The 23,125-nt window shown below is 70.0% G+C and carries 26 protein-coding genes; 22 read left to right on the top strand and 4 right to left on the bottom strand.

From position 1 onward, the window contains the following. Positions 1 to 167: 167 nt before the first annotated feature. The 6 genes from VF330_RS20655 to VF330_RS20630 all read left to right on the top strand — a co-directional run bounded on the left by VF330_RS20655 (position 168) and on the right by VF330_RS20630 (position 4,368). Complete coding sequence (locus VF330_RS20655) at positions 168 to 758, top strand: hypothetical protein (protein ID WP_330853272.1); 591 nt, start codon at positions 168 to 170, stop codon at positions 756 to 758. Further along, on the top strand, positions 751 to 1,323 hold the full coding sequence (locus VF330_RS20650; protein ID WP_330853271.1) for a hypothetical protein: 573 nt from the start codon (positions 751 to 753) through the stop codon (positions 1,321 to 1,323). Before VF330_RS20655 ends, VF330_RS20650 begins: the two co-directional genes overlap by 8 nt. Then, on the top strand, positions 1,320 to 1,751 hold the full coding sequence (locus tag VF330_RS20645; protein WP_330853270.1) for a hypothetical protein: 432 nt from the start codon (positions 1,320 to 1,322) through the stop codon (positions 1,749 to 1,751). The genes VF330_RS20650 and VF330_RS20645 overlap by 4 nt, the downstream gene beginning before the upstream one ends. After that, entirely contained in the window at positions 1,748 to 2,185 is a 438-nt protein-coding gene (locus VF330_RS20640; protein ID WP_330853269.1) for a hypothetical protein, read from the top strand. Before VF330_RS20645 ends, VF330_RS20640 begins: the two co-directional genes overlap by 4 nt. Before the next feature lie 63 nt (positions 2,186 to 2,248). Then, entirely contained in the window at positions 2,249 to 3,433 is a 1,185-nt protein-coding gene (gene steA, locus VF330_RS20635; protein ID WP_330853268.1) for a putative cytokinetic ring protein SteA, read from the top strand. Continuing rightward, complete coding sequence (locus VF330_RS20630; protein ID WP_330853267.1) at positions 3,430 to 4,368, top strand: copper transporter; 939 nt, start codon at positions 3,430 to 3,432, stop codon at positions 4,366 to 4,368. The genes steA and VF330_RS20630 overlap by 4 nt, the downstream gene beginning before the upstream one ends. A 168-nt stretch (positions 4,369 to 4,536) precedes the next feature. Here VF330_RS20630 and VF330_RS20625 read toward each other — a convergent pair whose 3' ends face one another. Next, positions 4,537 to 5,220 (bottom strand): hypothetical protein, encoded by a 684-nt coding sequence (locus tag VF330_RS20625; RefSeq protein ID WP_330853266.1) that lies wholly within the window; start codon positions 5,218 to 5,220, stop codon positions 4,537 to 4,539. Between the two features lie 178 nt (positions 5,221 to 5,398). Between VF330_RS20625 and VF330_RS20620 the strand changes: the two genes are divergently transcribed. Genes VF330_RS20620 through VF330_RS20610 form a run of 3 tightly spaced genes read left to right on the top strand, consistent with a single transcriptional unit; the run spans position 5,399 to position 8,106 of the window. After that, the gene (locus VF330_RS20620; protein WP_414675414.1) at positions 5,399 to 7,084 is read left to right on the top strand and encodes a CTP synthase; all 1,686 of its coding nucleotides are present in this window, start codon (positions 5,399 to 5,401) and stop codon (positions 7,082 to 7,084) included. After that, positions 7,081 to 7,701, top strand: a complete 621-nt coding sequence (locus VF330_RS20615; protein WP_330853264.1) for an NUDIX hydrolase — start codon at positions 7,081 to 7,083, stop codon at positions 7,699 to 7,701. The genes VF330_RS20620 and VF330_RS20615 overlap by 4 nt, the downstream gene beginning before the upstream one ends. A 9-nt stretch (positions 7,702 to 7,710) precedes the next feature. Continuing rightward, positions 7,711 to 8,106, top strand: a complete 396-nt coding sequence (locus tag VF330_RS20610; protein WP_330853263.1) for a DUF2752 domain-containing protein — start codon at positions 7,711 to 7,713, stop codon at positions 8,104 to 8,106. Here the strand turns inward: VF330_RS20610 and VF330_RS20605 are convergent. Continuing rightward, positions 8,103 to 8,723, bottom strand: coding sequence for an NINE protein (locus VF330_RS20605; protein ID WP_330853262.1), 621 nt, complete (start codon positions 8,721 to 8,723; stop codon positions 8,103 to 8,105). The two genes, VF330_RS20610 and VF330_RS20605, sit on opposite strands and share 4 nt — an antisense overlap. A gap of 155 nt (positions 8,724 to 8,878) precedes the next feature. Here VF330_RS20605 and xerD point away from each other — a divergent pair, with 155 nt between their 5' ends. From xerD to VF330_RS20545, 12 genes are all read left to right on the top strand, one after another. Continuing rightward, positions 8,879 to 9,766, top strand: coding sequence for a site-specific tyrosine recombinase XerD (xerD, locus tag VF330_RS20600; protein WP_414675413.1), 888 nt, complete (start codon positions 8,879 to 8,881; stop codon positions 9,764 to 9,766). 24 nt (positions 9,767 to 9,790) lie between these two features. Then, positions 9,791 to 10,120, top strand: coding sequence for an ArsR/SmtB family transcription factor (locus tag VF330_RS20595; protein ID WP_285644500.1), 330 nt, complete (start codon positions 9,791 to 9,793; stop codon positions 10,118 to 10,120). Positions 10,121 to 10,221: 101 nt separating this feature from the next. Then, on the top strand, positions 10,222 to 11,145 hold the full coding sequence (locus VF330_RS20590) for an AAA family ATPase (RefSeq protein ID WP_330853261.1): 924 nt from the start codon (positions 10,222 to 10,224) through the stop codon (positions 11,143 to 11,145). Next, on the top strand, positions 11,142 to 11,453 hold the full coding sequence (locus tag VF330_RS20585; protein WP_330853260.1) for a hypothetical protein: 312 nt from the start codon (positions 11,142 to 11,144) through the stop codon (positions 11,451 to 11,453). Before VF330_RS20590 ends, VF330_RS20585 begins: the two co-directional genes overlap by 4 nt. A 41-nt stretch (positions 11,454 to 11,494) precedes the next feature. Continuing rightward, positions 11,495 to 12,301 (top strand): segregation/condensation protein A, encoded by an 807-nt coding sequence (locus VF330_RS20580; protein ID WP_330853279.1) that lies wholly within the window; start codon positions 11,495 to 11,497, stop codon positions 12,299 to 12,301. Continuing rightward, a complete protein-coding gene (gene scpB, locus VF330_RS20575; protein ID WP_330853259.1) occupies positions 12,301 to 13,233 on the top strand; it encodes an SMC-Scp complex subunit ScpB in 933 nt (310 codons plus the stop codon). Before VF330_RS20580 ends, scpB begins: the two co-directional genes overlap by 1 nt. After that, a complete protein-coding gene (locus tag VF330_RS20570; RefSeq protein ID WP_330853258.1) occupies positions 13,226 to 13,960 on the top strand; it encodes a pseudouridine synthase in 735 nt (244 codons plus the stop codon). The genes scpB and VF330_RS20570 overlap by 8 nt, the downstream gene beginning before the upstream one ends. A 129-nt stretch (positions 13,961 to 14,089) precedes the next feature. Beyond that, on the top strand, positions 14,090 to 16,822 hold the full coding sequence (locus VF330_RS20565; protein WP_330853257.1) for a helix-turn-helix transcriptional regulator: 2,733 nt from the start codon (positions 14,090 to 14,092) through the stop codon (positions 16,820 to 16,822). Positions 16,823 to 16,903: 81 nt separating this feature from the next. Next, on the top strand, positions 16,904 to 17,647 hold the full coding sequence (locus VF330_RS20560; RefSeq protein WP_330853256.1) for an ABC transporter permease: 744 nt from the start codon (positions 16,904 to 16,906) through the stop codon (positions 17,645 to 17,647). Further along, on the top strand, positions 17,644 to 18,411 hold the full coding sequence (locus VF330_RS20555; protein WP_330853255.1) for an ABC transporter permease: 768 nt from the start codon (positions 17,644 to 17,646) through the stop codon (positions 18,409 to 18,411). Before VF330_RS20560 ends, VF330_RS20555 begins: the two co-directional genes overlap by 4 nt. Beyond that, on the top strand, positions 18,395 to 19,192 hold the full coding sequence (locus VF330_RS20550) for an ABC transporter ATP-binding protein (RefSeq protein ID WP_330853254.1): 798 nt from the start codon (positions 18,395 to 18,397) through the stop codon (positions 19,190 to 19,192). Before VF330_RS20555 ends, VF330_RS20550 begins: the two co-directional genes overlap by 17 nt. Positions 19,193 to 19,199: 7 nt before the next feature. Next, positions 19,200 to 19,610 (top strand): DUF5956 family protein, encoded by a 411-nt coding sequence (locus VF330_RS20545; protein ID WP_330853253.1) that lies wholly within the window; start codon positions 19,200 to 19,202, stop codon positions 19,608 to 19,610. Between the two features lie 185 nt (positions 19,611 to 19,795). Here the strand turns inward: VF330_RS20545 and VF330_RS20540 are convergent, their stop codons facing one another. Together VF330_RS20540 and VF330_RS20535 are read right to left on the bottom strand one after the other, a co-directional pair. Then, on the bottom strand, positions 19,796 to 20,533 hold the full coding sequence (locus VF330_RS20540) for an IniB N-terminal domain-containing protein (protein WP_330853252.1): 738 nt from the start codon (positions 20,531 to 20,533) through the stop codon (positions 19,796 to 19,798). Between the two features lie 158 nt (positions 20,534 to 20,691). Next, complete coding sequence (locus tag VF330_RS20535; RefSeq protein WP_330853251.1) at positions 20,692 to 21,861, bottom strand: 4-hydroxybenzoate 3-monooxygenase; 1,170 nt, start codon at positions 21,859 to 21,861, stop codon at positions 20,692 to 20,694. A 200-nt stretch (positions 21,862 to 22,061) separates the two neighbouring features. Here VF330_RS20535 and VF330_RS20530 point away from each other — a divergent pair, with 200 nt between their 5' ends. Beyond that, on the top strand, positions 22,062 to 23,057 hold the full coding sequence (locus VF330_RS20530) for an ABC transporter substrate-binding protein (protein WP_330853250.1): 996 nt from the start codon (positions 22,062 to 22,064) through the stop codon (positions 23,055 to 23,057). Positions 23,058 to 23,125: the final 68 nt, after the last annotated feature.

The raw sequence follows: 23,125 nt of genomic DNA, 5'->3' as shown, positions 1-23,125 counted from the left end.
ACGGCCTCGAACGACGTGGTGGCGCGGTACCCGCAGAGGTGCCGCGCCACTTCTCGTTTCCCGGCGCCCTGATCCGCTGTTCCGCCCGATCTTCGGCATGATGGGTTCGTGACCGATCACCGGTCAGCGGACGCACGCGGTCGTGCGGTGGAAGGTGGACCGGATCTGTGACCACGCGCCGGGTGTTCGGGGCGGTGCTGGTGTTCGTCGCGGCCGGGCTCGCGGTGGCGGCCACGTTCCTGCCCGCCTACGCCGTCCAGGTGCCGTTCAGGAACCGCACGTTCCGGTTCGAGAGCACGCTCTGGGCGGTCGAGCGGGACGACCTGGGCGACGCGTTGATGCTCTCGCCCCTGGAGCTCGGCACGGCGGTCGTCGTGGCCGCGCTGGTCATGGTGCTGTCGGCGGTCCTGGCGTTCCGGGTTCCCGCGGCGCGGGTGGGATCGCTGCTCGGGGCCGGTCTGCTGGCGGGCGTGGCCTGGTCCGCGGTCAGCGGCGTGCAGACGGTCGTGCGCAGGCTGCGGGACACCGACGTGCCCGTGCCGGTGCCCTTCGAGGTCGAGCAGGGAGCCGGGATCACGCTGCTGGTCGTGGCGGCCGGGGTGGCCGTGGTGTCGGCGGTGCTGCACCAGGAGCTGCCGCGCGGTCCCGAGCCCGAGCCGTCGGACGGCGTGGTCATCCACCAGCTCGAGGAGCCTCCGGACGACATGGAGACGCCGCCGTACGGGTTCCCGGTGGTGGTGGAGCCCAAGAATGACTGACCGGCGGAAGATCGCGCCGGTGCTGCTCGTGCTGGCGGCGGCGACGGTGGTCGTCGGCAGCTTCCAGACCACCTACGAGATGGTCTTCCACGGCTACGGACCCGACCGGTCGGTGTCGACGTCGCTGTGGGTGGTCATGTCCGACACGCCGGTCGTCGGGCAGGACGACGAGGTCGCCTACTACGCGGCCGGGACGCCGGTCGCGCTCAGCGCCGCGCTGCTCGTCCTCGCGGCCGTGCTCCTGTTCCGGGACAGGGGACGCGCGCCGGCACTGGTCGGCGCCGGAGCGCTGGCCGGGATCGTGTTCTACTACGTCACCCAGGTCCTGCACGAGCGGACGATCAGGGAGTCGTGGCCGGGCGGCGGCGAGTCGTTCGAGTACACCTTCAAGGTCGGTACGTACCTGCTGGTCGCGGGAGCGGTCGTCGGGCTCGTGGGCGCCGTGCTCGCGCAACAGCGGAAACAGCAGCAACCCCACGAGGAAGAGGCGGTTGTCGTGCACCAGCTCGACGCCGACGACGACACGCCGCCCTTCGGCATCGAGCGACAGCAGGAGCCGCAGTGATCGGAAGACCTACGGCGGTCGCGCTCATCGCGGCCGGGGTGGTGCTGACCGCGACGGCCATGGTGCTGCCGTGGTACTCGACGGTGTACGCGGGTGGCGTCGAGGTCGTGGTCAGGGCGTGGGGCACGGAGGTCCTGAACAAGCCGGGCGACTGGCCCGCCGGTGACCTGTCGCCCTGGTACGGCGTGCCGATCGCCGTCAGCGCCGCGCTGCTCGTCGCCGGCATCTGGGTCAGCAGGGCCGCACTGGCCGGAGCCGCCGCCCAAGCCGGTGCCGTCGGCGTCACCGCCGCGCTGCTGGTCTCCGAACGCGGCCACGCCGTCGAACAGCAGGGCGACTTCGCGCTCGGCTTCGGGCTGGTGTTCCTGGTCGTCGGCACACTGGTCGCGCTCGTCGGCGCCGTCGCCGTCCAACGGGAGGCGGCGTGAGGATCCTCGGCATCGCGCTCCTGGCGGTGGCGGCGGCGGCCGCCGTGGCGGCGACGTTCCTGCCGTTCTCGGAACTGCTCATCCGGCTCGCACCCGGCCAGCCGCAGACCGCCTACGTCACCACGGGCTGGAGCACGCACTTCGGCGGCACGAAGGACGAGCACGGCCCGTTGTTCGCCATCCCGGTCGTCGTCGCGGCCGCGACGGTCCTGCTCGGCATCCGGTGGCGGAAGGCCGCCTACGCCGGAGCGGCGGCGCTCGCGGGCGTCACCGGAATGCTGTTCGTCTACCTGCTGAACGCGATCAGCTTCCACCGCGAGGGCAACATCGCGATCGACCCCGCGCTGGAAGCGGGGTTCGGCACCGGGATCTGGGTCCTGCTCGCCGCGGTGGTGCTCGCGTTCGCCGGCGTGGTGGTTCACCCCGACGACTGACCAGCCGCAGAACGCCCGGCGTGCCTCACCTGTCGCGTGCGCACCGTGAGCCACTATCGGCGCATGAAGCTATCCGGGCTGCTGAGCCGCACCAACCACGAACTCCCCGGTGTCACGGGCGTCGCGCGGGTTGATCGGCGCGCGAGCGACCTGGTGCGGCGGATCAGTCCCGGCGACGTCGCCGTGTTCGACCTCGTCGACCTCGACCGGCGCACCGCGGAGGCGCTGGTGGCGGCCGAGGTCGTCGGTGTCGTGAACGCGTCGCCGTCCATCTCCGGGCGCTTCCCCAACCTCGGCCCGGAGCTGCTCGTCGACGCGGGCATCCCGCTGATCGACAACGTCGGCGCGGTCGCGCTGCGGGAGATCAAGGAAGGCACCAAGGTCCGGCTCCTCGACGGCGTCGTCTACGCCGGCGAACGCGAGGTCGCCAGGGGCACCGAGCAGAACGCCGAGAGCATCGCCGACGCGATGATCGAGGCGAAGGCAGGCATGTCGGCGCAGCTGGAAGCCTTCTCCGCCAACACGATCGAGTTCCTGCGCCGCGAACGGGCGCTCGTGCTCGACGGCGTCGGCGTGCCCGAGGTCTACGTGCCGATGCGCGACCGGCAGGTGCTCGTCGTCGCGGGTGGGCCGTCGCACGCCGAGGAGCTGCGCAAGCTCCGCAAGTACATCCGCGAGTACCGGCCGGTGCTGATCGGCGTCGACGCCGGCGCGGACACCCTGCACGACGCCGGGCTCAAGCCGGACATCATCGTCGGCGACCCCGACGGCATCGGCACGGCGTCGCTGCGCGAGGCCACCGAGGTGGTCGTCCCCGCGCAGACCGACGGCCACGCGCCCGGCCTGCAGCGGATCCAGGACCTCGGCATCGGCGCGGTGACGTTCCCCGCCTCCGGCAACGCCGAGGACCTCGCGCTGCTGCTCGCCGAAGCACACGGCGCGTCCCTCGTCGTCACGGTCGGACTGCGCGCCACGCTGCGCGAGTTCCTCGACCGCGGGCACTCCGGTTCCAACCCCTCCACGTTCCTCACCAGGCTCAAGCTCGGCAGCAAGCTCGTCGACGGGGAGGCCGTCGCGACGTTGCACCGCAGCCGGGTCTCGCTGGGCGTGATCGTCCTGCTGGTGGCCGCCGCGGTCGCCGCCATGGCCGCCGCGCTCGCGGTGTCCGGTGTCGGTCACGTCTACGTCGACGTCGTGGTCGACGGCTGGCAGTCCGTCGTCAACTGGTTCAAGGGGTTCTTCTCGTGATCACGCTGCGATACCACATAGTTTCGATCACCGCGGTGTTCCTCGCGCTCGCGGTGGGGGTCGTGCTGGGGTCCACCGCGATCAGCGGTCGGCTGCTGTCGGGCCTGAGCGACGAGAAGAACTCGTTGGGACAGCAGGTGAACGACCTGCAGAACGACCGCAACGCGTTGAACGCCAAGCTGAGCGAGGCGGACGAGTTCGCCGCGTCCGTCGGGCCGCTCGCGGTCAAGGACCGGCTCACCGACCGCACGGTCGTCATCGTCACGACCTCCGACGCGCGTCCGTCCGACCGGGACGCGCTGGCGGGACTGCTGAAGTCCGCGGGCGCCACCCTCACCGGCGAGATCCAGCTGACCGACGCGTTCACCGACCCGTCCCGCGGCGACCAGCTGCGCGACCTCGTGGCACGGCTGCAGCCCGCCGGCTCGCAGCTGCCGACCGCCGTGGACCCCGGCACCCGCGCCGGTGGCCTGTTCGGGACCCTGCTGCTGCTCAACCCGTCCAACAACGAGCCGCAGGCCACGCCGGACGAGGCGGCGTCCGCGCTCGCGGGCCTGACCAACGCGGGGTTCGTGAAGGCGACCTCGGGCATGAAGCCCGCGCAGCTCGCGATCGTGCTGACCGGTGGTGCCGCGACCGGTGACTCGGCGGCCGACCGCGCGTCGACGATGGCCCGCTTCTCGACGCAGCTCGACCGGTCCGGCGCGGGCGTCGTGCTGGCGGGCGCCGGCGGGTCCGCGAACGGCACCGGCGCGATCGGCGTCGTCCGCGCGGACACCAACGCCACGTCGATCCTGTCCACCGTGGACAACGCCGACAGCCCGGCCGGGCAGGTCGTCGTCGTGATGGCGTTGCGGGAACAGCTGGAGGGCCGCTCCGGCCGGTACGGCGTCGCCGGCAACGCCGAGGCGTCCTCGCCCGGGACGGCCGGCTAGTGCGGTGATCACGAACCCTTGCCGGGTTGCGACCGGTCCAGGGCGATGCATCGTGGTGCCTCCCCCACGTCCTCGTACTGGTGGTACGGGGGCGGGGGGGAGGTGCCGCGAGGCGTCCACCTGGGCCGCGCGCAACCCGGTGAGGATTGTGGTCACCGCACTAGGCGCTCAGTACTCCGTCGTCCAGTCGCCGGGGACCCGTTCGAGCAGCAGCTCCAACGCCTCCGGCGTGCGGGCGCGAGCCCACAGCCACTCGTCGGTGTCCTCGCGGACGATCACGTCGTCCCCGGCGAACCAGCGGGTGCCGGGACTGCGCACCGGCAACGCGACGAAGTTGTCGTGCAGCAGGGAGGTGTCCGCACCGGACATCTCCCTGTCGGCCGTCTCGGCCCCGTCGCGGAACAACGCCTCCGACAGCACCATCTCCACGCACGCCAGCGAGAACCGGGGCAGCCAGGCGTCCCAGTGCTCCTCCCGCTTGTCGACGAGGTCGAACTTGACCAGCACCTCCGGGTCCTCGCCGGCGAGCGCCGCGCCCCACGCGGCGACGGACTGGTTCTCGTCGCGGAAGACCAGCACGTCGTCCTCGACGCGCAGCTCCGACGGCACGAGCAGGCGGTCCTGGTTGCTCGTCAGGTCGGGGCGCTTGCCGAACAGCGCCAGCGCCTCCTTCACCGCCTCGGGGACGCGCACGCCGAGCCGGTCCTCGGTCTCGGCGAGCTCCCGGCGGGTCCAGCCGTCCTGGGCCTCGATCGGGTCGGCCCACGCGGCCGCGAAGCCCTCGATGAAACGCCACGCCGCCGAACGGTCGTGCACGGCCAGTGCGGCGCTCCCCGCCACGTCGAAGGTCACGTGACAACTTTTCCTGATGCCGGGCTGTGCCGTGGGAGGTTCGGAAAACCCCTCGCTGCGCCGATCGGGTGATGTGATCTGCCGGGTCGTGGTGCGCTGAGTGACCGGCGGCGTGTTAGCGTTATGGCCCGTGGATAGGGGGATTTCGGCCCCCACGATTTTCACGGGAGCCCCGTTGGTGCAGCAGGCACGTACGACCAAGCACGTCTTCGTCACGGGAGGCGTCGCGTCCTCCCTGGGCAAGGGGCTCACGGCCTCGAGCCTCGGCCAGTTGCTCACCTCGCGCGGCCTGCGGGTAACGATGCAGAAGCTCGACCCGTATCTGAACGTCGACCCCGGCACGATGAACCCGTTCCAGCACGGCGAGGTCTTCGTGACCGACGACGGCGCGGAGACGGACCTCGACATCGGCCACTACGAGCGGTTCCTCGCGCGGGACCTGAGCGGCGACGCGAACGTCACCACCGGCCAGGTGTACTCCGAGGTGATCGCCAAGGAGCGGCGCGGCGAGTACCTGGGCGACACGGTGCAGGTCATCCCGCACATCACCGACGAGATCAAGCGCCGCATCCGGGCGATGGCCGAGCCGGACGCCGACGGCGTCAAGCCCGACGTGGTCATCACCGAGGTCGGCGGCACGGTCGGCGACATCGAGTCGCTGCCGTTCCTGGAGGCCTGCCGCCAGGTCCGCCATGACGTGGGCCGCGACAACGTCTTCTTCCTGCACGTCAGCCTGGTGCCGTACCTGGCGCCGTCCGGTGAGCTCAAGACCAAGCCGACGCAGCACTCCGTCGCGGCGCTGCGCAACATCGGCATCCAGCCCGACGCGATCGTGTGCCGGGCGGACCGCGAGATCCCGGACTCGCTCAAGCGCAAGATCGGCCTGATGTGCGACGTCGACACCGACGCCGTCGTCGCCGCCGTGGACGCGCCGTCGATCTACGACATCCCGAAGGTGCTGCACGCCGAGGGCCTCGACGCCTACGTCGTGCGCCGCCTCGACCTGCCGTTCCGCGACGTCGACTGGACGGTGTGGGGCGACCTGCTGGAGCGCGTGCACAACCCGTCGGAGACGGTGAAGATCGCGCTCGTCGGCAAGTACGTCGACCTGCCCGACGCGTACCTGTCGGTCACGGAGGCGCTGCGCGCGGGCGGGTTCGCCCACCACGCCAAGGTCGAGATCAAGTGGGTGCCGTCCGACGAGTGCCAGACGCCCGAGGGCGCGGCACGCGCGTTGTCCGGCATGGACGCGGTGCTGATCCCCGGCGGGTTCGGCGTGCGCGGCATCGAGGGCAAGATCGGCGCGCTGAAGTACACCCGCACGCGCGGGGTGCCGACGCTGGGCCTGTGCCTCGGCCTGCAGTGCATGGTCATCGAGGCCGCGCGCAACCTCGCGGGCATCGAGGACGCGAACTCCAGCGAGTTCGAGGAGGGCGGCTCGCCGGTCATCTCGACGATGGCCGACCAGCAGGACGTCGTCTCCGGCCAGCGCGACATGGGCGGCACGATGCGGCTCGGCGCGTACGTCGCGAAGCTGACGCCGGGCTCGGTGGTCGCGAACGCCTACGGCGCCACGGAGGTCTCCGAGCGCCACCGCCACCGCTACGAGGTCAACAACGCCTACCGCGCGAAGCTGACCGACGCGGGCCTGGTGTTCTCCGGTGTCTCGCCGGACGGCCGCCTGGTCGAGTTCGTCGAGCTGCCGGCCGACGTGCACCCGTTCTACGCGGCCACGCAGGCGCACCCGGAGCTCAAGTCGCGTCCCACGAAGCCGCACCCGCTGTTCGCGGCGTTCGTGAAGGCCGCGATCGACTACCGGGTGGCCGACCGCCTCCCCCTGGCGACGGCGGGAGCCACCAAGTGACGGCGCGGCACGACTTCCGCACGGTCTCCAGCGAGGACCTCCACGTCGGCAAGATCCTGGCGCTGCGCGTCGACGAGGTCGAGATGCCCGGCGGTGGCACGGCCAAGCGCGAGATCGTCGAGCACACCGGTGCCGTCGCGGTCGTCGCCGTCGACGACGAGGGCCAGGTCACGCTGGTCCACCAGTACCGGCACGCGCTGGGCAGGCACCTGTGGGAGCTGCCCGCCGGACTGCTCGACCACCAGGGCGAGGAGCCGGTCGTCGGCGCCCGCCGCGAGCTGGCCGAGGAGGTCGGGCTCGACGCCGAGCGGTGGCACGTGCTGGTCGACGTCGCCGCGTCACCGGGGTTCACCGACGAGGTCGTGCGCGTGTTCCTGGCGCGCGGGCTGTCCGAGGTCGACCGCGACGTGCAGGGCGAGGAAGAGGCCGACCTGGAGGTCCACCGCTTCGGAGTCGAGGAGGCCGTGCGGATGGTGCTCGCCGGCGAGATCGTCAACGCCTCGTCGGTGGCCGGGCTGCTCGCGGCCCGCGAGGTGCTCGACGGACGGGCCGAGCCGCGTCCCGCCGACGCGCCTTTCCGCGACAAGCCGACCCGGTTCGTCGCGCGCGAGAAGTAGGTTGGGCTCATGCAGACGCTGACGGGTGCCTTCGCACGGCTGAAGGCACCCCTCGGCGTTCTCGCGGCGGGGGGCGCGGGTGCGGTGCTGTTGCTGTTCGTCGACCCGAACAAGCCCGGCAACCTGCTGCCGAAGTGCCCGTTCAACTGGCTCACGGGACTGGAATGCCCTGGCTGCGGTGCCACGCGCATGGTGCACGCGCTGCTGCACGGTGATGTCGTCGCCGCGTTCCACTACAACGCGGTGCTGCTCGCGCTGGGCGTCCCTCTGGCCGTGTGGCTTTTCGGGCGGTGGACGCGCGGAAAGTGGACCGGGGAACGGCGATCCGTGCCGAAGTCGGTCGGTGTCGCCGTTCTCGTCGTCGCCGCCGTGTGGGGCGTCGGCCGGAACCTCGCGGGGATCTAGTCGCGCAGCTTGCGGCCCTGGGCGTCCGTGCCGCCGTTGACCAGGATGATGATCCCGTCGATCAACGACCAGATGCCGCAGCCACCGCAGGTCAGCAGCTGGGCGACCGCGATGCCCACGTGCCCGGTGTAGAACCGGCCGATGCCCAGGTTGCCCAGGAACAGCTGCAGCACGCCCGCGGCGACCTTCGACTTGTCCGACAGCGGCACGCCGGTCATCGGGTCGAAGCCGTACGGCGCGGCCGGGTTCCCGTAGCCCATGCCGGGCGGCGGCATCAGACCGGGCGGGGGCGGCGGCGGGCCGACGTACTGCTGCGGCCCGGTGGGCGGCGGGTAGTACGGCTGCGTGGGCTGCGGCGGGAAACCGGGAGGGGGCGGCGGCACGGCCGCGAACGGCACCGACGGCGGTGCGAGGAACGGCGGGTGCGGCTGCGGCAGGTCGCGGAACAGCTCCGCGAGCTCCTGGTACGACTGGGCGCCCGACGCGCGGTTCACCCTGTCCTGGTACTCCGTGATGTCGAGCCGCGCCATCGCGAAGTGGTCGTTGAGCGCGGTGATCGCTTCCTCGCGCTGCTGGTTGCCGATGCGCTGCTGCTCCGGCCCGAATGCTTCTGACACGACTCAGCACGGTATCCGATGCGGCGGGCCGATATCGGCAATACGCTGCGACGACGCCGGTCGGTGTCCCAAAGGAGATCAAGGACGAGGCCGCCGGGGGCACAGGTCCGTGTTCTACTGCGTCGCTCGTACGTCGTCGTGCTGAAAGGGCTGGCGTGATTGAGGAACTGGTGGCGACCTACCTCGACCACCTCGCCGTGGAACGCGGCACCGCCCGCAACACCCTCGACTCCTACACCCGCGATCTGCGCCGGTACACCGAACACCTGGAATCCACCGGTGTGACGGACCTGGGTGCGGTGACCGAGACGCACGTGAGCGAGTTCCTGGCCGCGTTGCGGGAAAGCGGCCTCGCGGCGTCGTCGGCGGCACGGACGTTGGTCGCCGTGCGCGGGTTGCACCGCTTCGCACACCGTGAAGGTGTTGTGCCCCATGACGCAGCACGTGCCGTGCATCCCCCTTCGCCGCCGAAGAGGCTGCCGAAAGCCTTACCTGTCAACGATGTGCTGACCCTGCTGGACAACGCGGGAAGCCTCAGGGACAAGGCGCTGCTGGAGCTGCTCTATTCGACGGGAGCGCGCATCTCCGAGGTGGTGGGCCTCGACGTCGACGACGTCGACGCGACCGAGCGGACCGTGCTGCTGGACGGGAAGGGCGGCAAGCAGCGGCTGGTGCCGGTGGGCAGGCCCGCGCTGGCGGCGGTCGACGCCTACCTGGTCCGCGCCCGTCCTGCGCTCGCGGCCAAAGGCCGTGGCACGCCTGCGTTGTTCCTCAACGCGCGCGGCGGACGGCTCTCGCGGCAGAGCGCGTGGACCGTGCTGAAGACCGCCGCGGAGGAGGCCGGCATCACCGCCGCGGTGTCCCCCCACACGTTGCGGCATTCGTTCGCCACCCATCTGTTGGAAGGGGGTGCGGACGTTCGGGTGGTGCAGGAACTTCTCGGGCACGCATCCGTAACGACCACTCAGGTGTACACACTGGTAACCGTTACGACTTTGAGGGAGGTCTACGCAACTGCACACCCTCGGGCCACTGGAACATGAGGCTTCCACGGGTACGGTGGGCAGGTGCCGAACTTGGACGAGCCGTCCCCACAGGCCATTGATCTAGCCGCTGTGCTGCACGCGCTGAGCGACCCGACACGGCTCGCGGTCGTTCGCCAGATCCAGTCGAGCGGTGAGAGGTTGTGCGGGGCCTTCGAGGTCGACGTCGCGAAGTCGACCCTCTCCCAGCACCTGCGCGTGTTGCGCGAGGCGGGCATCACGCGGACACGCTGCCGCGGCAACCAGCGCTGGGTGTCGCTGCGCCGCGATGACCTGGATCTTCTCTTCCCGGGCCTGCTGGACGTGGTGCTCTCCGCGGTGGACAGGCGCACACGAACGGATGTCGCTGTCTGACCAAGTCTTGACAAACACCGGCGAGGCGCGTTGCCGCTCGCACGGGTGCGGCCTACGCTGCGCCCGGAGAGACGACTACGAGCAGTGAGGGACCGCCAGCCATGTCGACACCGGAGCACGCTTTCGCGCCCCGTGCCGACCTGAACCTGGCCCCGCACGCCGCGCCGGTGGACGACGTCGCCCACGAGCAGCTGGACGGCATCGGACCGACCGGCCGCCCGCGCCGGCACGTCCCCGACCCGCCGCCGTTGCTGCACCACGGCCCGGCGAAGATCCTCGCTGTGTGCAACCAGAAGGGCGGCGTCGGCAAGACGACGACGACCATCAACCTGGGCGCGTCGCTCGCCGAGTACGGCAGACGGGTGCTGCTCGTCGACTTCGACCCGCAGGGCGCGCTGTCCGTGGGCCTCGGCGTGCACCCGCACCAGCTGGAAACCACGATCTACAACGTCATCATGGAGAACCACACCGCGGTTCCCGACGTGATCCGCAAGACCATGATCGACGACATGGACCTCCTGCCGAGCAACATCGACCTGTCGGCGGCCGAGATCCAGCTCGTCTCCGAGGTGGGCCGCGAGCACACCCTCGTGCGCACCCTCCGCCCGGTGATCGACCACTACGACTACGTGCTGGTCGACTGCCAGCCCTCGCTCGGCCTGCTCACGGTGAACGCCCTCGCGGCCGCGGACGGTGTGCTGATCCCGCTGGAGTGCGAGTTCTTCTCGCTGCGCGGGGTGGCGCTGCTCATCGACACCATCGAGAAGGTCAAGGAACGCTTGAACCCCAAGCTCGACATCACCGGCATCCTCGCCACGATGTACGACCCGCGCACGCTGCACTCGCGCGAGGTCATGGCCCGCGTCGTGGAGGCGTTCGGCGAGATCGTGTTCGACTCGGTCATCAACCGCACGGTGCGCTTCCCGGAGACCACCGTCGCCGGCGAGCCGATCACCCGCTGGGCCCCGCGCTCGTCCGGCGCCAACGCGTACCGCGCGCTGGCCCGCGAGGTGATCGCCCGGTGACCCGTCGCCCCACCCTGCCGGGCGCGGCCGAGTTGTTCCGCTCGACCGCCGCACCCGCAGCAGAGCCCGTCGACGCGCCCGTGCAGCGCCGCGGCTCCGGCCGGACCAAGCACACCACGAAGATCACGGTGTACGTGTCCGACGAGGAGCTGCTGGCGCTGGAGCAGGCGCGGTTGTCGTTGCGCGCGTCGTACTCGCTGGGCGTCGACCGCGGCCGCGTCGTGCGCGAGGCGATCGCGATCGTGCTGGACGACCTGGAGGCTCTCGGCGCGGAGTCGTTGCTGGTACGCAGGTTGCGCGAGCAGTGACCGAGGACGTTCCCGCTGACGTCGTCCCCGCGCAGGCTCCCGTGCCCGCTCCGGACGACGGCAAGTTCAAGGTCAGGCTCACGAACTTCGAGGGCCCGTTCGACCTGCTGCTGCAGCTGATCTCGCAGCACACGCTCGACGTGACCGAGGTGGCGCTGCACCGGGTCACCGACGACTTCATCGCGCACATCCGCGGCATGGGCGACTCGTGGGACCTCGACGAGACCACCGAGTTCCTGGTGATCGCCGCGACCCTGCTGGACCTGAAGGCCGCGCGGCTGCTGCCCACCGGCGACGTCGAGGACGAGGACGACCTCGCCCTGCTGGAGGCGCGCGACCTGCTGTTCGCGCGGCTGCTGCAGTACCGGGCGTACAAGCAGGTCGCGGCCCTGTTCGCCGAGCTGGAGCAGGGCGCGTTCCGGCGCTACCCGCGGTCGGTGTCGCTGGAACCGCGCTTCGAGGGCCTGCTGCCCGAGGTGATGCTCGGCGTGACACCGCCGAAGTTCGCCCTGATCGCGGCCGCGGCGTTCCGGCCGAAGCAGAAGCGGACCCTCTCGGTCGCGCACATCCACCAGCACCGCGTGTCGATCCGCGAGACGGCGGACATGCTGCGCGCGTTGCTGATCGAACGCGGCACGGCGTCGTTCGCGGAGATCGTCGCCGACTGCACCGAGACGATGGAGATCGTGGCGCGGTTCCTCGCGCTGCTGGAGCTGTACCGGGAGAAGTCGCTGGCCTTCGAGCAGGAGGACCCGCTCGGGCCGCTGCAGGTGACGTGGGTCGGCGGGTCGTTGGAGCAAGCGCAGGCGCAGGTGCACGCCGGCGACGAGGATGAGGACTACGGCTGATGAGCGAGCCACTGGTCGGGCCGGACGCGGCGGAGATCGAGAAGCCGGGACCGGCGTTCGACGGGGGCGAGGGCGCTGAGCCCGAGGTCACCGCCGAGGAGCCCGCGGACGCCGCCCTGTCCGACGCGGCCCCCGCGCCCGTCGTGCTCGACGGGCCCGCGATCGCCGCGGCGCTCACGCCCGGGGCCCGGAAGCCCAGGAGCAAGGCCGCGAAGCCCGGGCCCGAGCCGGACGCCGCCCTCGACGACGTCGCGCCCGCCCCGGTCGTGCTCGACCGGCCGGAGGCTGCCGAAACCTCCGAAGCCGATGCCGAGGACGCCGCCACCCTCGAGGCGCAGCTGCTCGCGGCGGCCCCCGAGGAGGCCATCGAGGACAGCGGCCTGCCCGACCTGACCGACGACGCGACGTTCGAGGCGGCGCTCGAGTCCGTGCTGCTCGTCGTCGACAGCCCGATCGCCGAGGACCAGCTCGGCAGCGCCCTCGAGCAGCCGGTGCGGCGGGTCAAGGCGGCACTCCGTACACTTTCCACCCGGTACACCGAGTCCGGCAGCGGCATCGACCTGCGCAGGGCGGGGGACGGCTGGCGGTTCTACACGCGGGACCGGTTCGCCCCGTTCGTGGAGAAGCTGCTGCTCGACGGCCAGCGCGCGAAACTCACCCGCGCTGCCCTGGAGACGCTCGCGGTGATCGCCTACCGGCAGCCCGTCACGCGGGCGCGGATCGCGGCGGTGCGCGGCGTCAACGTCGACGGTGTGATCCGGACCCTGGTCGCACGGGGGCTCATCGAGGAGACGGGCACCGACAGCGACACGGGTGGGATCCTGTACCGCACGACCGAACTGTTCCTGGAGCGGTTGGGGCTGTCGTCGCTGAGCGACCTGCCGCCAATCGCGCCGCTGCTGCCCGAAGTGGATGCGATCGACGATGTCTGAGAACGAGGGCGTGCGCCTGCAGAAGGTGCTCGCGCAGGCGGGGATCGCCTCCCGCCGTGCTTCGGAGGAGCTGATCGACCAGGGGCGGGTGCAGGTCGACGGCCAGGTGGTGCGGGAGCAGGGGCGGCGGATCGACCCCGAGACCGCGGTCGTGCACGTCGACGGCGTGCGGGTGCAGATCCGCGAGGACGTCGTCACGATCGCGCTCAACAAGCCGTTCGGGATGCTCTCCACGATGGAGGACGACCTGGGCCGCCCGTGCGTGGGCGACCTGGTGCGCAACCGCGCCGAGCGGCTCTTCCACGTCGGGCGGCTCGACGCCGAGACCGAGGGCCTGCTGCTGCTCACCAACGACGGCGAGCTCGCGCACCGGCTCATGCACCCGAGCTACAACGTCAAGAAGACCTACCTCGCCGAGGTGCCCGGCCCGGTCGAGAAGGGGCTCGGCAAGAAGCTGAAGGCGGGCGTCGAGCTCGACGACGGCCCGGTCAAGGTCGACTCCTTCAAGCTCATCAGCGCGGTGCCCGGCAAGGCGCTCGTCGAGGTCGTGCTGCACGAGGGCCGCAAGCACATCGTCCGCCGCCTGCTCGAGCACGTCGGCTACCCGGTGCAGTCGCTGGTGCGCGTCGCGGTCGGTGACGTGTCTCTCGGCAACCAGCGCCCCGGTTCCATGCGCGTCCTCAACCGCCAGGAAGTCGGCGGCCTGTACAAGCTCGTCGGTCTCTGACCGCCGCGGCCGGGGCGTCGTCACCCACCGGGGTTGGGCGGTCACGAAGCACACACCGATGTGGTGGGTGGTTAGCGGGCCGTTAGACGGCGGCCGAACCTCTGGTGGACAATCCGGCCAGGAGGCGGCATGCCACGAGGGGAACGACCGCTGGGTCCGGAGGACACCGCGTTGCTGCGGTTCGCCGGTGACCTGCGCAGACTGCGTGACCAGGCAGGCAAACCGAGCTATCGCGAGCTGGCGGGGCGCGCGAACTACTCGCCGACCGCGTTGTCCGACGCGGCCGGTGGGCGGAAGCTGCCGTCGCTCGCTCTGACGCTCGCGTTCGTCAAGGCGTGCGAGGCCGACCCCGGGCCGTGGACGAAGCGCTGGCGCGAGCTCGCCGCCGAGCACCTGCAGCCGTCACAGCCCAACTCCCCGTACCCCGGCGCCGAGCCGTTCGGCGAGGAGGACGCGAAGCGGTACTTCGGGCGGGAGTACCTCGTCGAGCAGATCGCCGAGTCGGTCCGGTCGAAGCCGCTCACCCTCGTCCTCGGCGCGTCCGGGTCCGGCAGGACGTCGTTGCTGCACGCCGGGGTGAAGCCCGCGCTCGACGACGCCGTGGTGGTCACGCCGCGCCACGACGACCCGATCGGTGACCTGGCCGCGGCGCTCGCCGGGGTCTTCGAGGACGTCACGGCCGAGCAGTTCGCGGACGAGCTCCGGCAGGACCTCGGCCACCTCGGGTCCCGGATCCGCCGGCACCGGCCCGGGCTGGTGCTGCTCGTCGACGACGCCGAGAAGGCGCTCGGCTCGGACGCCTTCCTCGCGGCCGTCACACGCTGCCCGCACGTCGTGCTCGCCGTGCGTGCCGACCAGCGGCAGCGGTGCCTCGACCGGGGACTGGCCGGCAGCGAGATCACCGTCGAGCCGATGAGCGCGGACCAGCTGCGCCGCGCGGTCACCGAGCCCGCCGCCAAGATCGGCGCCACCGTCGAGACCGCGGTCGTCGCGCAGCTGGTCGCCGACGCCGCGAACCAGCACGTGCTGGCGCTGGTGCAGCAGGCGCTCGTCGAGACGTGGCGGCGCAAGCGCGGCATGACGTTGTCGCTGGCCGGGTTCGAGGAGGCCGGCGGTGTCGGGCACGTCGCCGTGAGCGCCGCGGAGGCGTTCTTCGACGGGCTCGCCGAGGCCGACCGCGCCGCCGCCAGAGGGGTCTTCCTGCGGCTGGTCTCCGTGCAGCGCAACGGACTCGCGCAACGCCGCACCCGCAGGCCGGACGTCGAGCCGCACCTGCTGGAGCAGCTCGTCAAGGCGAGGCTCGTGACGGTCACCGACGACGGCGTCGCGCTCGCCCACGACGCGTTGCTGCGCTGGCCGCGGCTCGCGGCGTGGGTCGACGAGGAACGCGACAACCTCAGGACCCACCAGCAGCTCGTCACCGCGATGGAGCTGTGGGAGGCGAGCGACCGCGACCCGCTCGCGCTCTACCGGGGCACGCGCCTGCGCAAGGCCAAGGAGCTCGGCGAGTTCCTCACCGTCCAGGAACGCAGGTTCGTCGACATCAGCACGAGGCGCGAGACCCGCCGTTCGACGGCGCTGATCGCGGTGATGGCCGTGCTGATCGCGTTGGTGCCCGGCACGGTCGTGTACGCGCTTTCCAACGAGCGCAAGCTCGTCGCGGCGCACGACCGCGAGCTCGGCGGCAAGGCGATCTCCGAGTCCGAGGCGCTGATGGAGCAGCGGCGGCCGTACGCGGACAGGTACGCCCTGGTCGGCTACAAGGTCAACCCGTCGCCCGAGGCGGAGAAGGTGCTGCGGCTCGCCAACGCGGTCGCCCGCGGCATCCCGTTCACCGGCACGCCGAAGGACGACGCGGACGTGCTCGTCGCACCGCGCGGCGAGATGGCGGCGGTGACCGACGAAGACGGCACCGACCGCATGTGGAGCATCGACGAGGACCGCGCGTCGCCGGGCAAGAAGTTCGCCGACCACCACCGCGTCGTGAAGCTCGCCGAACGCCGTGCCATCACGAGGGACGCCACGGGCCGCGAGTACCTGTGGGCCGTCAACGACGCGAACGACATCACCTACCTCTCGGCGCTGCCGGACCGGTTCAGGACGCTCGACCTCAGCGCGGACGGCTCGCGCGTCGTCGGCAAGGTCGGGGACGCGACCGACGTCGGGCTGCCGACGCCGGACGAGTCCGAGCACGCCGAGCTGTTCGACCTCGGCGACCCGCGGTCCCCGCGCAAGCTGCCGATGCCGGTGCGCAACCCCGAGACCCTCGCGCTGAGCCAGGACGGCCGCGAGCTCGCGACCGCCGTCCTGGACGCGGCCACCGGCACCACGACGATCGAGTTCTGGCGCATCGGCGGCACCGTCGAACCCGCCGCGCCCGCGCTGGCGCAGCAGGTCTACGTCCGCGGCATCACCTACAGCGGCGACGGCCGGTGGCTCGCCATAGAGCGTTCGCCGGAGTCCGTCGTCGAGGTGTGGCAGCGCGTGCCGAGCGGCACGCCCGTGCTGCGCGCACGGCTCGACAGCGCGTTGCGCTACGGCGCCCGCGTCACGTTCTCCGACGACGACCGCATCGCCGTGGTGCGCGACAACATCTTCGAGGTGCAGCGGCTCTACACGACCGACCGCGCTCCCGACCGGCTCGTCTACGTCGTCGGGCACGGCAACTCGACGCGCGCGGTGTACCGGCCGCAGTACGGGGACTTCCTGGTGCGCAGCGGGGGACAGGACCCCGAGCTGCTGCCGTACGACCTCGACAGCGGGCACATCATCAAGAAGATGTGTGAAAAAGACGGTGCGCGACTGACGGACTCCGAATGGGTGAAGAGCTTCGGCGAAGTGGAGCGCGTCGAGGTCTGCTGAACCGCCGTGCTGTGCCGAGAACTACCTGAAGTTGAGCATTCACGCATTGTGAACCCGAGGCCCACTCTCTAGGGTGACCGAGTGCGTGCGTTCACAAGGGGAATTATCGGCATTGCCGGGTTCCTCGTGCTGTGGGAGCTCCTAGGACGCTCCCCCCTCCTCCCTGCAGACGCGCTCCCCCCACCGTCCGTCGTGGCCGGTGAGCTCGTGCGGCAGCTGTCCTCTCCTACGTTCTACGGCCACGTCGTGGCGACCCTCCTGGCGTTGCTGATCGCCATCGGCATCGCGATCGCCATCGCGGTGCCCGCCGGACTCGTGCTCGGCAGCGTTCCCGCGGTCCGCCACGCGACGCGCGCGGTGATCGAGTTCCTGCGTCCGATCCCTTCCGTGGCACTGATTCCGCTCGCGCTGGTGATGCTGGGCTTCGGGCCGGAGACCAAGATCACCCTCGCGGTGTACGCGGCGTTGTGGCCGATCCTGTTCAACACCATCTACGCGCTCGACGAGCTGGACTCGCTGCAGATCGAGACGGCGCGGGTCTTCGGCGTCGGGCGGGCCGGTGTGCTGGTGCGCGTGGCACTGCCCAGCGCGCTGCCGTTCATCTTCACCGGCATCCGGCTCGCCGCCACCACGGCGCTGATCGTGATGGTGAGCGTCGAGATCCTCGCCAGCAGCCAGCTCGGCATCGGGTTCTTCATCATGGAGGCCCGCAGCGGACCGGGCCGGATGGACCAGGTGCTCGCCGGCACCGTGGTCGCGGGCGTGATCGGCCTGCTGCTCAACAACGGTCTCGAGCGGATCCAGCAACGTTGGGTGGCCTGGTGACCAAGTTCCTCCAGCGGTGGGTCGTCTTCGCCGGTCTCGTCGTCGTCTGGCAGCTGAGCGCCTGGCTGGCCGACAACCCGTACTTCCCGCCGCCGTCCGACATCGTCACGGCGGCCTGGGACTGGTGGGTGGTCGAGCCGGAGAACTTCACCGACAACGTCATCCCCTCGATCACCAGGATGCTGACGGGGTGGGCGATCGCCTCGGTGATCGGCGTCTCCCTGGGACTGCTGCTCGGCCGGTCGGACCGGGCGATGGAGTACGCGAACCCGCTCCTGGTGTTCCTGCGCTCGATCCCCCCGCCCGCGCTGGTGCCGGTGTTCCTGCTGCTGTTCAAGACCGGCACGGCGACCCAGATGGCCACCATCATCTTCGGCGTGGTCTGGCCGGTGCTGCTCAACAGCGTCGACGGCGCGCGGTCCGTCGACGTGACCAAAGTGGACACTTCGGCGGTCTTCCAGATCCCGCGCTGGCAATGGGTTCTCGGGGTGGTGCTCCCCGCCGCCTCGCCGAAGATCTTCGCGGGCCTGCGGGTCTCGCTCTCCCTCTCGCTGGTGCTGATGGTCATCTCCGAGCTCGTGAACACGGAGAACGGCATCGGCATGCAGCTCATGCAGGCACAGCGCGAGTTCGACAACGAGCGCATGTGGGCCGGGATCGTCCTGTTGGGCGTGCTCGGATACGTACTGAACACCGCGTTCCTCGCCGTGGAGCGCAGGGCGTTGGCGTGGCAACCGAGGAGTCGGGATGAGCAACATGCTTGAGGTGGCCGACCTCGGCCACACCTATGGCGACTACGAGGCCATCGGCGGTCTCACGTTCGACGTGCGCGCCGGCGAGCTGGTGTGCGTGGTGGGACCGTCCGGGTGCGGCAAGTCCACGCTGCTGCGGACGATCTCCGGTCTGATCAAGCCCTCGCGCGGCAACGTGAAGCTGAACGGCTCGCACCTCGCGGTGGTGTTCCAGGACTACCAGCGGTCGCTCTTCCCGTGGCTCACGGTGCAGGGCAACGTGGAGTTCCCGCTGCGCTCCCTCAAGCGCGCCGAGCGCCGCAAGAGGGCGGCGGAGGCGTTGGAGTGGGTCGGGCTGTCCGGGGCGGCCCGCAAGCGCCCGTGGCAGCTTTCCGGTGGCATGCAACAGCGTGTGGCCATCGCGCGCGCCCTGGCGTTCCGGCCCGCTTTGCTCCTGATGGACGAGCCGTTCGCCTCGGTGGACGCGCAGACCCGATTCGAGTTGGAGGACCTGTTGCTTCGCGTACGGCGTGAACACGACACGACCGTCCTCGTCGTCACCCACGACATCGACGAGTCGGTGTACCTGGGCGACCGGATCCTGGTGCTCAGCAGCTCTCCCGCGCGGCTGGTGGCGAACCTGGAGGTTCCCCTGCCGGCCGAGCGCGACCAGGTGACCACGCGGACCGCGGACGGCTTCGTCGCGCTGCGGTCGAAGGTGGCGCGCCTGCTCAACGTCGGCAAGCCGTCCATGGACGTCGAGAAGTGGGCCGCCGCGGAGCGCGAGTCGCTGAGCGAGACCGTCGCGCACTGATCCCCCTGTGACGGACTGGAACCTGTTCCTGGTCGTCGACGCGGAGCCCGTCGAGGTGTCGGGCGGGCCGGACCGGGTGGTGCTGCTCGAAGGCCGGCGGCTGCTCTGCTTGCCGGACAACGGGTACCCGCTGCTGCTGGCGTGGGCCGCCGGTCCGCGCCGGGTCGTCCGCACGCCCGTGCCGATCCACCCCGACCAGGAGATCGTCGACGCGTTCGTGAACTCCTACCTCGTGGAGGCCGGTGTGCCACCGCGGCCGCGGGGGTTCGCCTGGTACCTCGACCTGCCGGACGGTGTGGAGCCCTCGGACGTGTGGCGTGCGGCCGACGGGGGCGGGGCGCACGGGTCGTCTGTGGACCTCCACCGCGTTCGCGGTGCGATGGAACGGGGTCTGACGGCGCTCTACAGGGCGAGCTGACGTAACAGCCGCGAAAACGTTGTGTGACAACAGAAGAAAGATCAGCCCCGGACCCGCCGCGGTCCGGGGCTGATCTTTTTCGTGCGCACATAGGAGGGTGTGTGCACTGAGGGGATCGGCGGGCCGGCGCGCTCGGGGGCAGAACGCGGGCGTGCGCCGTCAGATCCCCTTGTCCGGCAGGTGGATCAGAGGTGCAGACCGAGGTCGTTGCCGTTGCCGACGCCGTGGTCCAGCACGTCCAGGTCGCCGATGTTGCCGATCTGGCCGATGTTGATGTCGCCCACGACGTCGCCGACGACGTGGTGCACGTCGCCGACCTGGCCGACGTTCTGCACGACGTCCGTCACGTCCGCGACGTCCGCGATGTCGACCACGTCGGTGACGCCCGTGACCGTGCTGACGACCGAGTCGGCGTTCACGACGTCCTTGAGCAGCACGTCGGTGTCCAGGTCCTGCACGAGGCCGTCGGTGACGTTGTGGACGTCCACGACGTCGGTCACCGCGGAGGTGACCGGGGCGACCGCGGAGACGCTGGAGACGACGTCGGTGGCCTGGTGGACGGTGGCGTCCAGGGTGGACGACACGTCGCCCACGCCGGCCACGTCGGACACCAGCGCGGTGACCGCGGTGGGGGACGCGAGGCCCACGACGTCCGTGACGCCGCCGACGTTGCCCGCGATCAGCTTGAGGCTGTCGACGGCGTTCAGGTCGCCCGCCTCGACCAGGAGCTTGTCCAGGCCGTCGACGTTCGCGACGGACGCGCTGTCGAGCACCAGGGGCAGGATCTCCTGGATGTCGAGCGGCGAGATGTCACCCAGACCGGCGGCCTCGAGGGCGCCCTCGGGGTCGACCTGGAACGCGTCGCGGGCGTCGAGGTCGCCGAGCAGGTTGAGGGTGAAGTCGTGCAGCGTCTGGGTGGCCATGAAGACTCAAGCTCCTGAGATGGGTGGATCGGGGGGTGTCGGTGTGAACCGTATGGATGAACGACACCCCCCGGCATCGGGAGTTGGCCCCAGATTGTGACGTCTTTATAACCTTAGGGGATCGATGTCACCCCGTTAGGGGAACGGGGATTTCACCCTTATGGACCGACGTAGTTCTCGGCGAACGTCGCCTGGTAGGCGGGGGACTCCGCCAGGTGCTCCAGCCGGGCCTGGGCCAGGCGGCCGAAGAAGGGGGAGCTCACGTCGGTGTGGATCATGTTGACCATCCACTGCGAGAACTCCTGGGCCCGCCACACGCGACGCAGGCAGTCCTCCGAGTAGGTCTTGAGCCCGGTCTCGGACCCGGTGCCGTAGAAGTCGATAAGCGCACGTCCGAAGGTTGCGGAGTCGTTCATCGCGAGGTTCATGCCCTTGGCGCCCACCGGGGTGATGATGTGTGCTGCGTCACCCAGCAGGTACAGCCGGCCGTAGGACATCGGCTCCACCACATGGCTGCGCATGTCGAGCACGCGCTTTTCGATGATCTTTCCCTCGGTCAGCGACCACGACGAGTCGTGCAATGCGAACCGTTTGTGCAGCGCTTCCCAGACCCGTTCATCGGTCCAATCATCGGCATTGGTCCCGACCGGTACCTGCAAATAGAAGCGAGAAATTGTGGGCGAGCGGAGCATGTGTCCGGCGAAACCGTCGGCGTGCAGCGCGTAAATGATCGCTTTAGTCGACGGAGGGGTCTCGGCGAGAATGGAGAGCCACTCGATCCCGTGCTGGTGCGTGAATTCCGTGAGCACCCCCTCGGGAATGGAGCGGCGGCTTATTCCGTGAAACCCGTCACATCCGGCGACGAAGTCCGCGGTGAGGGTCTCCCTGACCCCGTCTGCGCTGGTCCAGACCACGGAGGGCTGCGACGACGTCAGATTCCGCAACTCCACGTCGCTGACCGAGAACCGGATGTCACCCCCGGCGCTCAAGAATGACCCGATGAGGTCCTTGACGACTTCCTGCTGTGGGTACACGTAGTGCTGGCGTCCTCCGTACAGGTCGCTGTACGCCACCTGGAAGGCTTGGCCGTTGACTCGGAATTCGCACGTACCGTGACGGTCTGCTTCCATCAGCAAACGATCAGCCAGTCCGAGTGACTCCAGCATCGTCACCGAGCGGTGTTCCAGGACGCCTGCGCGTGCACGTGTTTCCACATGGCTGCGACTAGCTCTTTCGAGCACAACGCAGTCGATACCTGACTGCTGGATCAAGTTTGCCAAGGTCAGACCGGCCGGCCCTGCGCCGATCACGGCCACTGAGCGCTTCAATTGGGGTTCTCCTAGCCCTAGACCTGTTGTGCTTAGATGCTCACCGCAGGTAGTGGACTGGAACCTGCTCGTGTCGGTCAACTGGGGTCTTTTGGAGCAACATCCTTACTCTGAGTGGTTGACCGTCGCGACTTTCTCCCCCGCAACGACGACACCGCTCCGACAGGAGAGTGCTCCCGATGACTCGAAGAGTCCGCCGCATGGCCATCCGTGGCATCGCACTGGCTGCCGTGCTCGCCACAGTGGCGAGCTGTAGTGCGCTCGGCGGCAAAGAGCAGGCGCCCCCGGCCGACTCGAACACGAGCGGCCCCGTCGAGAAGTCCAAGATCACACTCGGGGTGATCCCGGTCGTCGACACGGCGTCGGTCTACATCGCGCAGAAGAAGGGCTACTTCAAGGCCGAGGGCCTCGAGGTGGAGCTCAAGACGATCCAGGGCGGTGCCGCCGGCATCACCGCGGTGATCGGCAAGGAGCTGGACTTCACGTTCGGCAACTGGGTCTCGTTCATCGCCGCCCAGGCGAAGGACACCGCGAAGCCCGTCGACGGCCTCAAGCTCATCGCCGACGGCTACCAGGCGAAACCCGACATGTTCCTGATCTTGGCGGACGGGAACTCGGCCATCAAGTCGCCGAAGGACCTCGCGGGCAAGACCATCGGCATCAACACGTTCAGGAACATCGCGGAGCTCACCGCGAAGGCGACCCTCGAGGCCGCGAACGTGGACGTCAGCACGGTCAAGTTCAAGGAGATGGCGTTCCCCGACATGCAGGCCGCGGTCCAGAACAAGACCGTCGACGCCGCCTTCATGGTCGAGCCGTTCATCACCCGCGCGCAGCGCGCGGCCGGTCAGATCAAGGTGCTGGACGCCGCGTCCGGCCCGACCGACAACATCCCGATCGCGGGTTACGGAACCAGTGGCAAGTTCGCCAAGGAGAACCCCAAGACCGTCGCCGCGTTCCAGCGCGCGATGGCCAAGGGCCAGGCCGACGCCGCCGACCGCCCCACGGTCGAGCCGCTGATCGTCGAGTACGCCAAGGTCGACAAGGAAACCGCTGGTCTCGTGCACTTCGGCGCCTACCCGACCACGCTGGACGCGACGCGTCTGCAGCGTGTGGCGCAGCTGATGCAGCGCTACCAGATGCTGGACAAGGAGATCGACGTCAAGTCGATGATCATCCAGCCCTCCGGTAGTTGACGAAACGCACGGGTGGCTGTGATCGGGCCGTGATCGCGGTCACCCGTGCACCTTGTTTCCTCCGTATG

It is taken from the genome of Lentzea sp. (genome assembly GCF_036380075.1).
GTDB lineage: Bacteria > Actinomycetota > Actinomycetes > Mycobacteriales > Pseudonocardiaceae > Lentzea.
This window is presented reverse-complemented; position numbering and strand designations above follow the sequence as displayed.